Genomic DNA, 14,814 nt, shown 5'->3' on the forward strand with positions numbered 1-14,814 from the left:
GGATGCATGCCTAATCTGATTGGCCTGCCTGGGCAGGCGGTTGCCAAGGTTCAGCAGTACCTGGAACGCGGCTCGGCCGAATTGCACTACGTGCGAAAGATCTTCGAAGCGGGCGCCTTCCGGCTCGAGCCGCCGCTGAACTACGTCGCGATGGCCAACGACATCTACAAGTGGGGCGAGTTCGGCATGCTCCCGTCGCTCAACGCCCGACGCCATCCGAACCGCGCCGCGTGCATCGACGAAGAGGGCGAGTTCACGTTCAAGGAGCTCGACGACGCCGCCCACGCGGTGGCGAACGGCCTGCGCGGGATGGGCGTCAAGGGCGGCGACGGGGTCGCGATCCTGGCTCGCAACAGCCGCTGGTTCCTCGTCGCCTATTATGGCGCCGCCCGGGTCGGCGCCCGCATCATCCTGCTCAACAGCGAGTTCTCCGGCCCGCAGATCAAGGAGGTCTCGGAGCGCGAGCGCGCGAAGCTGATCATCTACGACGACGAGTACACCAAGGCCGTCAGCAAGGCCCAACCGGAGCTTGGCTTCCTGCGCGCGCTGGGCACCAACCCCGACGCGGACGAGCCGTCGGGCAGCACCGACGAGACGCTGGCCGACCTGATCGAGCGCAGCAGCAAGTCGCCCGCCCCCAAGGCGACGAAGCACGCGTCGATCATCATCCTGACCAGCGGCACCACCGGCACCCCGAAGGGCGCCAACCGCAGCACGCCGCCCACCCTGGCACCGGTCGGGGGCATCCTGTCGCATGTTCCGTTCAAGGCCAACGAGGTGACGTCGCTGCCGGCGCCGATGTTCCACGCGCTGGGCTTTCTGCTCTCCACCATCGCGATGTTCCTGGGCTCGACGCTGGTGCTGCGCCGGAAGTTCAAGCCGCAGCATGTGCTCGAGGACATCGAGAAGTACAAGGTCACCGCCATGGTGGTGGTGCCGGTGATGCTGTCGCGAATCCTCGACGCGGTCGAGAAGATGGACAAGAAACCCGACCTGTCCAGCCTGAGGATCGTGTTCATCTCCGGGTCGCAGCTGGGCGCCGACCTGACCAGCCGCGCGCTCAAGGATCTCGGCCCGGTCATCTACAACATGTACGGCTCGACCGAGATCGCGTTCGCCACCATCGCCGGACCGCAGGACCTGGAGCGCAACGCGGCGACCGTCGGCCCGGTGGTCAAGGGCGTGAAGGTCAAGATCCTCGACGACAACGGCAAGGAGAAGCCACAGGGCGAGGTCGGCCGGATCTTCGTCGGCAACGCGTTCCCCTTCGAGGGCTACACCGGCGGCGGCCACAAGCAGATCATCGACGGCCTCATGTCATCAGGTGACGTCGGCTATTTTGACGAGCACGGCCTGCTTTACGTCAGCGGCCGGGACGACGAGATGATCGTCTCCGGCGGAGAGAACGTTTTCCCGGCCGAGGTCGAGGACCTGATCAGCGGGCACCCCGAGGTGGTGGAGGCGACGGCCATCGGCGTCGAGGACAAGGAATGGGGCCACCGGCTGCGCGCCTTCGTCGTGAAGAAGGACGGTTCCGACGTCGACGAGGACACCATCAAGCACTACGTTCGCGACCACCTGGCCCGCTACAAGGTGCCGCGTGAGGTGGTCTTCCTGGACGAGTTGCCACGTAACCCGACGGGCAAGATCCTCAAGCGCGAGTTGCGCGAGATGGAGGTCGACTAGCCGCTGTCCCCGTCGGGGTCAGCGCCGGTCTTTGATGGCGCGGGTGATCTGCGCCGCGAGTTTGGGGTCGACCAGAAGCTGGTCGATGAGCGCGGTGAGGACCTCTTGTCCGGTCACCCGGGCGACACCCAGGCGATCGGCGGCCTCGCGCTGCCAGATGTCGAGGGCGCGGTGGGTGGCCGCCGGGAGGTCCACGGTGCGGCGTGTCCGCTGACCCCGGCTCGCCTGGTTGACCGCCGGCTGGCTGACGATCCGGCGGGCGCCCTGCTGCCCAAGCCCGATGCGCTCGGTCGGCGCGGCGTCTCCTGCCGGTGTGGCCGACGGCCCGGGGCCCCGGAACGTTCCGGCGCCGGGTCCGATGTGGCTGGGGTTGAAGTTCACTGCGGCGGTCGTCCTCCGGTGAGTGGCAATCAGTAAATCAGCATTGCGTCTGACAGTGCTGATTCTTCCACCGACGACGGCGTAAGTCGCGTCGCCGGGCCGCGGGCCGCCCGCGCCCGCGGTAAGCGCCGGAGCAGCGGTTTCTCGCAGCAAATTTTCGAAGATAGCTCACTGTCGCGCCGGCGGACGTCTGTCATTTCGATCAAAAGATCGGGAACGGCGTGGTTTATTGCCGTAATTCAGCGGGTCCGCTGATGCGGAAGTCTGCAAACCAGTATCTCAGTAGATTGCCTCTAACCAGCACTGATGCTGAGGCTGCGCAACTCAGTAGTTGCCCATATCCTGATTTGTGGAGATCATTAATTCCGACGAAGCCGGCTCGCATAAATGCCCTTAAGTTATTTGTTACATAATTCACAGGGCTATTTTTGTGTAGCAACGTTGTTTGCCGGGAAAGTGCTGGCTAACGTTTGTTTGTCGGCATCAGGACCTGGAAGGAGGGTTGCGATGACGATTTCTGCACGATCGTTACGTGGCGCCGCCGTGGGTGCGGCGGGTGCCTCGGCGGTGGCGGGAGCGCTGCTGTTTGGCGCCGGCCCCGCCGCCCAGGCGGCCCCGGTACCAGGTCCCGACACCAGCTTCACCACCACCGGTCCGCACGGCATGCCCGGCGGACCCGGCATCATTCCCGACCGTCCAGGTGGGGGTCATGGCGGTCATGGATGGGGCGGCCACGGATGGGGCGGCGGAGGCCACCCCGGTTGGGGTTCGGGCAACCGCGGATTCTGGGCCCCCGGGCACTGGTGGAACTGGTGGTGGTGAACTACCTCCCCGTGGTAGTCGATCAGCCTCGACGTGCCGATCCACTTATAGGCTGACCGGCCCACGGGATGGGGGGGAACCATGCCGGCCTGACCACCCCTCAGGTCGGCATGGCCCTGTCTCCGGGCCAAACCGGAAGTGGCAGTTAGGGATCGCGGGGGAGACCGAGCAGCCGCTCGGCGATGATGTTCAGCTGCACCTCGGAGGTGCCGCCGTAGATGGTCGTCGCCCGGCTCGCCAACAGGTATTCGCCCCATTTGCCGGGTAGCTCGCTGGTGTCGCCGATGGCGGCGTCGGTGCCGAACGAGGACACCGCGAACTCCGCGTACCCCTGACCGGTGCGCATCGAGAGCAGCTTGGAGATGGCCGCGGACGGCATGGCATCCCCGCCGGCCAGAGTCAACAGAGTGGAGCGCAGGTTCAGCACCTTGGCGGCGTGGCCCTCGGCGATCAACTGACCCGCTCGGTGTTGTGCGACCGGGTCGAACTGCCCGTCACGAACGAACTCGACGAACTGGCCCAGAGTGGCCAGGAAGTTCGCCTCGCTGCTGCCGATGGAAACCCGTTCGGCGGTAAGGGTGTTGCGGCTGACCTCCCACCCCCGGTTCACGTCGCCCAGCACGCAGTCGTCCGGCACGAACACGTCGTCGATGTAGACGGTGTTGAACATCGCGTTCCCGGTCAGCTCGCGCAACGGCTTCACCTCGACGCCTTCGCTGTGCATGTCCAGCAGGAAGTAGGTGATCCCGTTGTGCTTTGGAGCGCTCGGGTCGGTTCTCGCCAACAGCGCGCCCCACTGGGAGAGCTGCGCAGCCGTGGTCCAGATCTTCTGGCCGGTGATGCGCCAGCCGCCGTCCGTTCGGGTGGCCTTGGTGCTCAGCCCGGCCAGGTCCGATCCGGCGCCCGGCTCGGAGAACAGCTGACACCAGATCATGTCCCCGCGGAAGGTCGGCGGCAGAAACCGCTGTTTCTGCTCTTCGGTCCCGAAGGCGACGATCGACGGAATGATCCACGTCGCGATGCCCATCTGTGGGCGCTTGACCCGGCCGGCGGTGAACTCCTGGGCGATGATGATCTGCTCGACCGGGCTGGCCGCGCGACCCCACGGTTTCGGCAGGTGCGGCAGGGTCCAGCCGCCCTCGGCGATGGCGACCTTGCGCTCGGCGCGATCCATCGCCTTGAGCGCGGCGACTTCGGCCCGGATCTCGTCCCGCAGCTTCTCGGTGTCGGGGTCGAGGTCGATGTCGACCGCCCGCACCCCGGTGCTGGTCGCGGTGTGCACCACCTTCTGCGGGTACTCCGAATTGCGGCCGAACGAGGCGGCCAGCATCAGCGCCCGGCGGTAGTACACGTTCGTGTCGTGCTCCCAGGTGAAGCCGATCCCGCCGTGCACCTGGATGCAGTCCTGAGCGCACCGTTGAGCGGCCGCCGGCGCGAGCGTCGCCGCGACGGCGGCGGCAAACTCGACCTTGGAACCCGTGATATCCCAATCGTTTTCGCGCGCCTCATCGATAGCCCGGGCGGCATCCCACACCGCCGCGGTTGCCCGCTCGGTGTCGGCGATCATTTCGGCGCACTTGTGCTTGATGGCCTGGAACTGGCCGATCGGCCTGCCGAACTGCTCACGGATCTTGGCGTACTGGGACGCGGTGTCGGTCGCCCAGCGCGCCACCCCGATCGCCTCCGCGGACAGCAGCGTCGTCATCAGCGCGTGCGCTGTCGCCATGCTCAGGTTGCACAACGCGGCGTCGGCCCCGACCTCGACGGCGTTGGCCCGAACATGGGCGACGGGCCGCAGCGGGTCAAGGCTTTTCACGGGCTCGATCTCGAGCTCCTCCGCGCGCAGCACCACCCATTCCTCGCCGCTGTCGATCGCGACCGGGAGCACCAGCACGGAGGCCTGCGCCGCCGCCGGAACCGCGCGAACCTCACCGCGGAGCACGAGCACGTCATCATTCGGGCCCTGGCGGGTGGCGGTCAACCCGCAACAGTCCATCGCGTAGGCGGCGATGGCGGCGCCGGACGCCAGCTCGGAGAGCACCTTCGCGTGCGGGTCGTTGGCGGAAATCAGTGCGCTGGCGATCGCCGACGGCACGAAGGGGCCGGGCACCGCGCCGTAGCCGAACTCGGCCAGCACGACGGCCAACTCGAGGATGCCGAAACCCTGCCCGCCCACGGATTCGGCCAGATGCAGACCCTGCAGGCCTTGTTCGGCCGCGGCCCGCCAGTACGGCGGGGGGTTGTCGATCGGTGTCTCCATTGCCGCGTGCAACGTCTCGGACGGCGCGATGCGCGCCACCAACGACCGCACCGAATCGGCCAGGTCTTGATGCTCAGCAGTGATAGCGATCGGCATTGGTCGCCTTCCCATGCTTTAGGGTTCCCGCCTTGGCCAGGCACCCTCCAAACTAACAACCGGTCGGTTGGTTGACCACAGGGGTTACCGGGCCGCCAGCGCACCTCGGTGTCCGCGGTGAGCGCTTCAGTGAAACCGCTTGGCGATCCACTTCGCGATGATGTCGGCCTGCTCCCCGCGAGCGCCCGGGGTGGTGAAGTAGTGGTCGGTGTCGATCGACGATAGTGTCTTGTCGGGGCCGGCCAGCGCGACGAAAATCCGTTGGGCGTCGGACGGAAAGACGCCGGTATCGGCCTCGGCGTTGATCACCAGGGCGGGGCAGCTGATCCGGGCCAGATGCGGTTCGGCCCTGGTCTGCGCCACCCGCAGGCTCCACATGCCCAGCCAGTTGCGCAGGGTGCAGGCCGCGGCGATGCCGTGCGCCGACCGGTTCGCCTTGGCCGGAACGCCGGCATAACACATGTTCGGTTGACGCCTGGTCGGCTCGATGCCGGCGTCGACCATGCGGGGATCGGCCCAGGTGCGCATGACGCTGAACGGGCGGTCGGAAAACCCCGCTGCACGAACGCGTTTGAGCTCCTGCTCCGCCCAGTCGGTGATGGCGTGGTTGCGCGCGGTCTGGGCCCGGCGATAGCGGCTGAGGAACTCCGGTGAATACGGCGGCCCGTTTCGCTCGTTGAACAGGTCGAGGTCGGCATCGGTGGCGACGGGGTCGTTCTCGTCGACGACGGCACCATCCATCCAGGCCGTCAACACGTCGGGTCGCCCGGGATGGGCAGCGGTGGCCACGTAGCCGTCGGCGGCCGGCAACTCGGTCAGGCCCGCGGCCGGACGCATCCCGTCCAGCGGGGTCACGTTCGGCTCCACGGCCTGCGACTGATATGCCGCGATCAACGAGCCGCCCCCTGAATTACCGAGCAGCACAACGGATTCCACTCCCTGCACCTCGCGCAGCCAGCGCACTCCGACGCCGATGTCGACCAGCGCGTGGTCGAGCAGGAAGCTGCTTTCGAAGCCGCGAAACCTGGTGTTCCAGCCCAGAAAGCCGACACCGCGGGTGGCCATGTAGTCGGCGAGGTAGTGCTCGGAAAAGTCGATCTGGTAGTGCGTGGCGATCATCGCCACCTTGGGCTTGCGTCCCACCCCGCGGTGGTACAGCCCCTGGCAGGGATGCCCACCCGCGCCGGCGCGGCCGGCGGTCGGCGAGGGCAGGCCGACAAACTCGCGGATAACCCCGGCGGCGGCGGTGTTAGGAGTCATTTACCGGCCCTGTCGGCATTGGAGGTCTCGTTGAAACTCCAGGCCGATGTTAGATTCAGAATTACAACTTGGCCAGGACTTCAAGCCGGGGACCGAGGGGAGCCGCGCGATGATCAAGCCGCACAACACCAACACGGAATTCGAACTCGGCGGGATCAACCACGTCGCGCTGGTCTGCTCGGATATGGCTCGGACCGTGGACTTCTACACCAACATCCTCGGCATGCCGTTGATCAAGTCGCTCGACCTGCCCGGGGGTGCGGGCCAGCACTTCTTCTTCGACGCCGGCAACGGCGACTGCGTCGCATTCTTCTGGTTCGCCGATGCCCCCGACCGGGTGCCGGGCATCTCGTCGCCGGGCGCCATCCCCGGTATCGGCGACATCACCAGCGCGGTCAGCACCATGAACCATCTCGCATTCCACGTGCCGGCCGAAAAGTTCGACGCCTACCGCCGGCGGCTCAAGGACAAAGGGGTGCGCGTCGGCCCGGTGCTCAACCATGACGAGAGCCCGATGCAAGTGTCCGCGACGGTGCATCCCGGGGTGTACGTGCGGTCATTCTACTTTCAGGACCCCGATGGCATCACCCTCGAATTCGCATGCTGGGTCAAGGAATTCGATGCCGCCGATGCTCAGGCCGTGCCCAAGACCGCGGCGGACCGCCGACCTCCGGTGGTCGCCGGCCTGCCGTGACCGACGGCATTCTGTCCGACGCTCAGATCGCGGCGCTCACGCCCCAGGAGCGACGGCAGCTCATTTCCCGGCTCGAGCGGCCCGTGGGCGAATTGATCGACCCGGCACTGCTGGCCAGGGTGCGCCGCATCCGGTTGAGTCTGATGGTCGGTGGCTCGATGGCAATGGTTCCCTGGCTGGGGTACCTCTCGGTCACGTTGCCGGAGAACTACGTTGCCCACAACTGGCCCGTGACGTGGGTGGGCTTCGACATTCTCCTGGTCGGATTCATGCTGGCGACAGCGTTGCTCGGGTATCTGCGCCGCCAGCTGCTGGTGCCGGCCGCGTTCACCACCGGCGTGCTGCTGATCTGCGACGCCTGGTTCGACCTGATGACGGCCGGCCCCAAGGATGTCTGGCTGTCGGTGATCAGCGCGCTGCTGGTCGAGGTGCCGCTGGCCGTATTCCTGATCTTCAGTGCGCAACGGCTGATACGGCTCACGATGATGCGGTTGTGGCTCCTGGACCCCGGGATGCGGCTGTGGCAGCTGCCGCTGTTTCCCTGAGCTGGCAATGATTTGGCTCGGCACGTCAGCCTGAAGCGCCGGACCTGTGCTCAGGCCCGGCGAAGGTAAAGAAGATTACCGGCCTCCCGGCGTAAATGCCGAAAATTGCGAATCTTCCTAAAACTGGCCAATCCTCGCCTTCCTGTACTACCGTCCAATAACAGCGACAGGGGGGGACGAGCGACACCGTAAGTTCGGGCCAACATACGGAATTCGGTCGCAAAGATCCCCGATACGAAAATGAATTCATGCTGCGCAGAAGAGCCATTATGGACCGCTCTTCCGCTACCCCCTTGCCGCACAACAGAATCGGCATCGCGAAGGACGAGGATCAAGAAATGGTCGCACTCGGAAGCATCAGCGAATGGCAGCCACCGCACGGCCCACTGACCACCTGGATGGCCACACCCGCGTCGCGCGAAGCGGCTCGCGCCGCGCGGCGAAGCGATTCGGCCCCGAGTTATCAACAAAACCAACACCTCTGGACCGCTTACCACGGTAAGGCGCTCAACCGGCAACTACCTCGGCTGATGGTCGTGGGGTGGGACATTCCCGGCGTATGCGACATGCCGGCGATGACGGCGGCGATCAATGCCCATGCCCGTAGACAGGACACCTACCACAGCTGGTTCGAATTCGGGGAGGGCGTCATCGTCCGCCGGGTGATCGACGACCCCGAGGTCATCGAATTCGCTCCCGCGGCGTTCGGACCGATCAGCCCCGACCAAGCGCGCATGCACGTGCTGACCACGACGCCCGAAACGCTCGGATGGGGTTGCTTCACATACGGAGTCGTCCAGGGGGCCGGCGACTTCACGTTCTACGCCAGCGTCGACCACCTGCACATCGACGGCTTGTCCGCCGCGCTGATCTTCCTCGACATCCACCTGACGTACCAGGAACTGGCGGTGAGCCCGCAAGTCCACGAGGCCGGCAAGCCACCCGAGGTCAGAAGTTATCGCGAGTATGCGGCGCGGCAGCGCGAGAACGCGGCGAGCTTGACCATGTCATCCCCGGAGATCAAGGACTGGATCGCGTTCGCGAGCGAGGCCGACGGTGACTGGCCGAGCTTTCCGCTGCCCCTGGGAGACACGTGGGCCAGCTGCAAGGGTGACTTGTTGACGGTCGAGTTGCTGGATGCCGCGGGAACCGCGTCTTTCGATGCCGCCTGCTGCGCGGCCGGTGCCCGGTTCATCGGGGGAGTCTTGGCGTGCACGGCGTTGGCGGAGCGCGCATTGACCGGCAAGAAAGCTATTACGGATTTACGGCCAGGGACACCCGGACACCGGGCATCGACACGATGACGGTGGGGTGGTTCGCCAGCCTGATCCCGGTCTCCGTGCCGACGACCGGCGGCTCGTTCCCCGAGGCGGCGCGGGCGGCACAGAAATCTTTCGATGCCGCCAAGGACCTTGCCGCCGTACCGGTCGAGCGGGTCTTGGAGTTGGCGACGCTGGATGGCCTGGCCATCAAGTTGCCGACAAAACTGCCGATGATGGTCTCTTTCCTGGACTTCCGGAAAATTCCCCTTGTCGGGATGTGGGCGGAGATGAACTTCGGGACCTACGGCGACAACCTCTCCGCCGGTGGGATCAACATGTGGATCAACCGGCACGTCGAACGAACCACGGTGACGATGTCCTTCCCGGACAACGCGATTGCGCGCGAGTCGGTCGATCGCTACATCGCGACGCTGGGTGAGATGTTTGCTCGCGTCATCGACGCCGCCGATGTTCCGGGGGTGACTGCGCCGACGGAGAACGACCACGAGGCGGCCTAGCGATGAGCAACCTGCTGGACCTGGCCGACCAGACCCTCTTCCTCGGGGAGCGAGCGACAGCGACCACCAGTGTGGTCCAATGCATTTGGGTGTATGACCGCGCGATCGACATGAACGGGCTGCGAACTTTCCATCGCCATCTGGGCCGCGGCCGGTTGCGTCGCCGCATCGAACGATCCCCCTTGCCGTTCGGCCGGCATCGCTGGGTGGCGCCCGCGCTTCAGCCGGGCCTGGACCTCGTCGCGTCGCCGCGGCCGCGCGACGAGATCGACGACTGGCTGAACGAGGAGGCGGCTAAGCGGCCGGATGCCGAGCACGGCCCTGGCTGGCACCTTGCCCTGTTGCCGTTGACCGATGGTGGCGCGGCGGTGAGCCTGGTGGTCACCCATTGCCTCACCGACGGCGTCGGGCTGTGCGAGTCGTTGGCCGACGCAGCGTGCCGCCGCGACGACGCCACCGCCTGGCCCGCGGCGGCATCACGGCGGCGGTGGCGGGCGTTGCGCGAGGACGCGCGCCAAACCGCGCGGGACACACCGGATGTGGGCCGGGCCCTCGTCGCGGGTGCACGCATGGCCCGGGCCGGACGCGCAGCCGCCCCGTCGCCGCCGCCAAGCGTCCCGTTCCGCCCGCCGGACCGGACGAACGCATCACGCTGCCCATGGCAACCGTCTTCATCGACGCCGCCGAGTGGGACGCGCGCGCAACCACCCTCGGCGGAACGAGCAACGCTCTGCTTGCGGGATTGGCCGCCCACCTCGCCCGGCGAGTGGGACGGGTCGCCGCGGACGGGACGGTCAACGTGGGAATGCCGGTCAACGAGCGCGCCCCCGGCGACACCCGCGCCAACGCGGTCGTCAACGTGGATATCACGGTCGACCCGGTGCCCGCGACCAGTGACCTGCGCGAAATCCGGGCGAGGATCAAAGAAGCGCTGTCCCGCCACCAGAATGAGCCCGACGAGCGCTGGGCGCTGCTTCCGCTGGTCCCCCTGATTCCCAAACGCGTCATGCGGCGACTGATTGGCGTGGTCACCGGGAGCGCGATCACCGTCGTGTCGTCCAACCTCGGATCGGTGGACCCGGCCGTCAGCCGCCCGGACGGCACCGACGCCGATCACTTCGCCATGAGGACTGCGTACCCGGGGGTGACCACCGCGACCATGTACCGCACCAACGGGGCGCTGGCGTTGTTGTCGGGCAGGGCGCACGGCCGGGTCTTTATCTCGTTCCTTGCCTACGAGCTGGGCCGCCCGACTTCGAAAGCCGACCTAGAGCAACACGCCTCGGCCGCGCTGAGCGACTTTTCGCTCACCGCCACCATGGGCTGGCGCACCGCCTGCCCGGTGTGACACGCCCCCGTCAGCAGCCGTCCGCCAGTTCGGCGACCGGAAACGGCACCAACCGGTCGTAAAGCTCATCCCGAGTTGCGCCGGCGCGGACGCCCATTCGGCAAACGGCTCAAATGCGCACCCGTTTCCTAGTATTCTGTGCGTCGCGCGGACGACCGCTCCGGCAAACACGGCTGCGGCATCGTGAGTGGGGACGCGCGACAGTGCGATCGATCACACGGTCATGCAATTGTTGCCTCCGTCCCATTCGTGCGCTACCGTCCACAGCGGCGACACAGGGGGTGCATAGGGACGCCGCAAGTGGGGGTCCCGATATCGGGAAGCCCGTCGCAAGATTTCAGCCCAACGGGAACTTCGTGCTGCGCGAAAAGCCGTGCGCGAGAACTCTTTCTGCCTCCCTGTCCGTGCAAGGTACGTCGGCATCGGAAGAACGAGGACTTAAGAAAATGGTCTCGCTCGGCAACATCAACGAATGGCAACCGCCACATGGTCCGGTGACCGTGTGGATGGCCGCACCTTCTGGACGTGCAGCGGCTCGAACCGCGCGACGAAGTGACTGTCCTCCGAGTTACCAGCAGGCCCAGCATCTTTGGGCCGCCCACCACGGTAGGGCCCTGAGCAGGGAGCTACCCCGCCTGATGATCGTGGCGTGGGACGTTCCCGGCGCGTGTGACATTCCGGCGATGACGGCGGCGATCAACACGCATGTCCGCCGCCACGATACTTACCACAGTTGGTTCGAATTCGAGAACGGCGTCATCGTGCGTCGCGTGATCGACAACCCCGACGCAGTCGAGCTCGCTCCGGTGGAGTTGGGCCGAATGGCCGCCGACCAAGTGCGTGCCCACGTCCTGACGACGACCCCGGGAACACTCGAATGGGGATGTTTCACATTCGGGATCATCCAGCACGCGGACTATTTCACGTTCTACGCGAGCGTGGACCATCTCCACATCGACGGCCTGTCGGCCGGCGTGACCTTCGTCGACATCCACCTGGCGTATCAGGAGCTGGCGCAGGGGCACCAGTCCGCGGCCCTGCCCGAGGTCGGCAGTTACCGGGACTACGCCACGCGACAGCGTGCGAAGGCGGCGAGCTTGACCATGGCGTCTCCCGCGATCAAGGAATGGATCGCCTTCGCCCACGACACCGATGGCAACTGGCCGAGTTTTCCCTTGCCCCTGGGTGATACGTGGGCAAGCAGCAAAGGCGACTTGTTGACCGTGCAGCTGCTGGACGCCGCCGGCACGGAGTCTTTTGACGCCATGTGCGGTGCGGCCGGGGCCCGGTTCATCGGGGGAGTGCTGGCCTGTACCGCTTTGGTCGAGCACGAATTGACGGGCAGTGCGACTTACCATGGGTTCACAGCCAGGGACACCCGGACGGCGGGCATCGACACGATGACGGTGGGTTGGTTTGCCAGCCTGGTTCCGGTCGCGGTGCCTACCGCCGGGACCACGTTCCCCGAGGCGGCCCGGGCAGCGCAGAAGTCGTTCGACGCGGCCAAGGAACTCGCCGACGTGCCAATCGAGCGGGTCTTGGAGTTGGCGGCCACCGCAGATGGGCTGGAAATCAAGCCTCCGACGCGGCTGCCGATGATGTTGTCATTCCTGGATTTTCGGAAGATACCGCTCGCCGGGCTCTGGACGGAGACGAATTTCGGTACTTATGGCGACAACCTGTCCGCCGGCGGCATCAATATGTGGATCAACCGGCAGGTGGCAAGTACCACAGTGACGATCTCGTTTCCGGACAACGCGGTGGCGCGCGAATCGGTGGACCGCTACATCGCGACGTTGATCGATGTGTTCACACGCGTCGCCGCCAGCGCCTCGCGCGATCCCGATGTGGTTGCGGGCCAGGGTAATCCGGATGAGGCGGGCCCTCCTGTGCCAGAGGAAGACGACGACGAGGCGGCCTAGGAATGAGCAATGTGCTGGATCTGGCCGACCAGACCCTCTTCCTCGGCGAGCGGGCCACAGCCACCACCAGAGTGGTGCAATGTATTTGGGTCTACGGTCGCGCCGTTGACATCGACGGTCTGCAAGAGTTCCATGCCCGTCTTGGGCGGGGACGGTTGTGCCGCCGCATCGAGCGGTCCCCCTTGCCGTTCGGGCGGCATCGCTGGGTGGCGTCCAGCGCTGAGTCGCGACTGGAGGTCGTCGCGACGCCCCGACCTCGCGATGAGGTCGACGCGTGGTGTGGCGAGCAAGCGAACGCGCGGCCCGATGCCGAGCATGGCCCCGGATGGCACCTAGCCGCGCTGCCGCTCACCGACGGCGGCGCGGTGGTGAGCTTGGTGGTCACCCATTGCCTCACCGACGGCCTCGGGCTGTGCGAGGCGTTGGCGGACGCGGCTTCAGGCCGTGACGACCCGATCGGCTGGCCGGCTGCGGTGTCGCGGCGCCGCTGGGCGGCGCTGCGTGAAGACGCTCGCCAAACCGTCCGCGACGCACCGGACATGGGCCGCGCCGTCGTGGCGGCGGCACGAATGGCCCGGCGCCGCCGCGGCGATACCGCCCCGCCACCCGAGAAGCGGCCATTCACCGGACCCGACGAACCCGTGGCTCTTCCGGCGACAACCGTCTTCATCGAGGCCGGCGAATGGGACGCCCGCGCGAACGCGCTCGGGGGCACCGGGAGCGCGCTGCTCGTCGGCCTGGCGGCTCACGTCGCCCGGCGCGTGGGGCGCGTCGCGGCGGACGGCACGGTCGCCGTGGGGATGCCGGTCAACGAGCGCGCCCCCGGTGATACCCGCGCCAACGCGGTCAGCAACGTCGACATCACGGTCGACCCCGCGCCCGCAACGACGGACCTGCGTGAGATCCGCGCGCGGATCAAGCAAGCGCTCGCGCACCATCAGGATGTGCCCGACGAACGATGGGCATTGCTGCCGCTGGTTCCCCTGATTCCGAAACGCGTCTTCCGGCGACTGATCAGCGTGGCCACCGGCGGTGGAGCCGCTGTGGTGTCGTCCAACCTCGGTGCGGTCGACCCGGCGGCCAACCGGCCGGACGGAACGGACGCCGACTACTTCGCCATGAAGTCGCTGTACCCGGGCGTGACCGCCGCGACCATGCACCGCACCAACGGAGTGTTGGCGTTGCTGTCGGGCAGGGTGCACGGACGGGTCTTCGTTTCGTTCCTTGCCTACGAGCCGGGCCGCCCCAACTCGAACGCCGAGTTGCGGCAACACGTTTCGAGGGCGGTGAGCGACTTCTCACTCACCGCCACGACTGGGTGGCACACCGCCTGCCCGGTGTGAGACCCCGCGTCACGATTCCGCCCGCGGCTCCGTGAGTCGGTACAGGTTGGGCTCGGCGAGCTCGTCGAGCAGTGCCGCCAGGTGATCGACGAGCTCGTCCGGCTCGAGTCGGACATCGCCGGCGAGCCAGGCGCTGATGGTTTGCCCGACGCCACCGACCACGAAGTGCGCCGCGGCCTTGATGCGGTCGTTTGCGGGAACGCGCAGCGCGTCTCCAGCGTGCTGGCCGGACAGCATCGCGAACATTGCGCTGGATTCGGCGCGCTTGCGCACGATCACGGGATCGGCCAGCTGCGTGCTGAACAGCAGGCGACCGATGCGGGCGTCGTCGGCGATGGTGCGCACGATGTTGGTCATACCGGCGCGGGTCTGCTCGGGCGGAGGCACCGCCGCCACCGCGGCCTGTGTGGTGGCGGCCAGTTGGGCGATCACCCAGTCGAACACGGAGGCGACGAATTCGTCCTTGTCGGCGAAACTTTCGTAGAAGTACCGCGCCGCCAGGCCGGCCTGGCGGCAGACGCCGCGGACGGTGACCGCGGAGATGCTCTGTTGCTCCGCGCCGAGTAGCTCCAGACCCGCGGACAGGAGCCGGTTGCGGCGCGTCGCCAGCCGCTGGGTGGCCTCGACGCCGCGGTACGGCCGCGCGCTCGAGGTTTTCATGCGAACCATCTTGACAC

General features: G+C 66.7%; 10 protein-coding genes and 2 pseudogenes. 8 read left to right on the forward strand and 4 right to left on the reverse strand.

The features are described 5' to 3' along the window. Nucleotides 1-6: 6 nt before the first annotated feature. Nucleotides 7-1,686 carry a long-chain-fatty-acid--CoA ligase FadD2 gene (gene fadD2, locus H7J89_RS13435; protein ID WP_264044178.1) on the forward strand — a complete coding sequence of 560 codons (1,680 nt, stop codon included), beginning with the start codon at nt 7-9 and terminating at the stop codon, nt 1,684-1,686. Nucleotides 1,687-1,704: 18 nt separating this feature from the next. Here the strand turns inward: fadD2 and H7J89_RS13440 are convergent, their stop codons facing one another. Then, a complete protein-coding gene (locus H7J89_RS13440) occupies nt 1,705-2,067 on the reverse strand; it encodes an ATPase (RefSeq protein ID WP_264044179.1) in 363 nt (120 codons plus the stop codon). Nucleotides 2,068-2,574: 507 nt separating this feature from the next. Here H7J89_RS13440 and H7J89_RS13445 point away from each other — a divergent pair. Next, the gene (locus H7J89_RS13445; RefSeq protein ID WP_264044180.1) at nt 2,575-2,889 is read left to right on the forward strand and encodes a hypothetical protein; all 315 of its coding nucleotides are present in this window, start codon (nt 2,575-2,577) and stop codon (nt 2,887-2,889) included. 145 nt (nt 2,890-3,034) lie between these two features. On the opposite strand, the gene H7J89_RS13450 is transcribed toward H7J89_RS13445, so the two are convergent. Beyond that, nucleotides 3,035-5,245 carry an acyl-CoA dehydrogenase family protein gene (locus tag H7J89_RS13450; protein ID WP_264044181.1) on the reverse strand — a complete coding sequence of 737 codons (2,211 nt, stop codon included), beginning with the start codon at nt 5,243-5,245 and terminating at the stop codon, nt 3,035-3,037. 126 nt (nt 5,246-5,371) lie between these two features. Then, complete coding sequence (locus H7J89_RS13455) at nt 5,372-6,505, reverse strand: alpha/beta hydrolase (RefSeq protein WP_264044182.1); 1,134 nt, start codon at nt 6,503-6,505, stop codon at nt 5,372-5,374. A gap of 109 nt (nt 6,506-6,614) precedes the next feature. Here H7J89_RS13455 and H7J89_RS13460 point away from each other — a divergent pair, with 109 nt between their 5' ends. From H7J89_RS13460 to H7J89_RS13485, 6 genes and pseudogenes are all read left to right on the forward strand, one after another. After that, entirely contained in the window at nt 6,615-7,199 is a 585-nt protein-coding gene (locus H7J89_RS13460; protein ID WP_264044183.1) for a VOC family protein, read from the forward strand. Beyond that, nucleotides 7,196-7,744: a hypothetical protein gene (locus H7J89_RS13465; RefSeq protein WP_264044184.1), complete on the forward strand. Its 549-nt coding sequence runs from the start codon at nt 7,196-7,198 to the stop codon at nt 7,742-7,744. The genes H7J89_RS13460 and H7J89_RS13465 overlap by 4 nt, the downstream gene beginning before the upstream one ends. A 338-nt stretch (nt 7,745-8,082) precedes the next feature. Next, nucleotides 8,083-9,524: pseudogene (locus H7J89_RS13470) on the forward strand (condensation domain-containing protein). Between the two features lie 2 nt (nt 9,525-9,526). Beyond that, nucleotides 9,527-10,872 (forward strand): annotated as a pseudogene (locus H7J89_RS13475) (hypothetical protein). A 446-nt stretch (nt 10,873-11,318) separates the two neighbouring features. After that, complete coding sequence (locus H7J89_RS13480) at nt 11,319-12,794, forward strand: condensation domain-containing protein (RefSeq protein WP_264044185.1); 1,476 nt, start codon at nt 11,319-11,321, stop codon at nt 12,792-12,794. Between the two features lie 2 nt (nt 12,795-12,796). Next, on the forward strand, nt 12,797-14,137 hold the full coding sequence (locus H7J89_RS13485) for a hypothetical protein (RefSeq protein ID WP_264044186.1): 1,341 nt from the start codon (nt 12,797-12,799) through the stop codon (nt 14,135-14,137). A 9-nt stretch (nt 14,138-14,146) separates the two neighbouring features. Here the strand turns inward: H7J89_RS13485 and H7J89_RS13490 are convergent, their stop codons facing one another. Continuing rightward, complete coding sequence (locus H7J89_RS13490; RefSeq protein ID WP_264044187.1) at nt 14,147-14,806, reverse strand: TetR/AcrR family transcriptional regulator; 660 nt, start codon at nt 14,804-14,806, stop codon at nt 14,147-14,149. Between the last annotated feature and the right edge of the window lie 8 nt (nt 14,807-14,814).

The organism is Mycobacterium paraffinicum, assembly GCF_025822865.1.
In the GTDB taxonomy this organism is placed as follows: Bacteria; Actinomycetota; Actinomycetes; order Mycobacteriales; family Mycobacteriaceae; genus Mycobacterium; species Mycobacterium paraffinicum.

What these genes read in the sequence shown, in the direction of transcription:
- H7J89_RS13445 (WP_264044180.1), top strand. Translation starts at nt 2,575, where the DNA reads ATGACGATTTCTGCACGATCGTTACGTGGCGCCGCCGTGGGTGCGGCG.
- H7J89_RS13450 (WP_264044181.1), bottom strand. Translation starts at nt 5,245, where the DNA reads ATGCCGATCGCTATCACTGCTGAGCATCAAGACCTGGCCGATTCGGTG.
- H7J89_RS13485 (WP_264044186.1), top strand. Translation starts at nt 12,797, where the DNA reads ATGAGCAATGTGCTGGATCTGGCCGACCAGACCCTCTTCCTCGGCGAG.
- H7J89_RS13455 (WP_264044182.1), bottom strand. Translation starts at nt 6,505, where the DNA reads ATGACTCCTAACACCGCCGCCGCCGGGGTTATCCGCGAGTTTGTCGGC.
- fadD2 (WP_264044178.1), top strand. Translation starts at nt 7, where the DNA reads ATGCCTAATCTGATTGGCCTGCCTGGGCAGGCGGTTGCCAAGGTTCAG.
- H7J89_RS13490 (WP_264044187.1), bottom strand. Translation starts at nt 14,806, where the DNA reads ATGGTTCGCATGAAAACCTCGAGCGCGCGGCCGTACCGCGGCGTCGAG.
- H7J89_RS13480 (WP_264044185.1), top strand. Translation starts at nt 11,319, where the DNA reads ATGGTCTCGCTCGGCAACATCAACGAATGGCAACCGCCACATGGTCCG.
- H7J89_RS13460 (WP_264044183.1), top strand. Translation starts at nt 6,615, where the DNA reads ATGATCAAGCCGCACAACACCAACACGGAATTCGAACTCGGCGGGATC.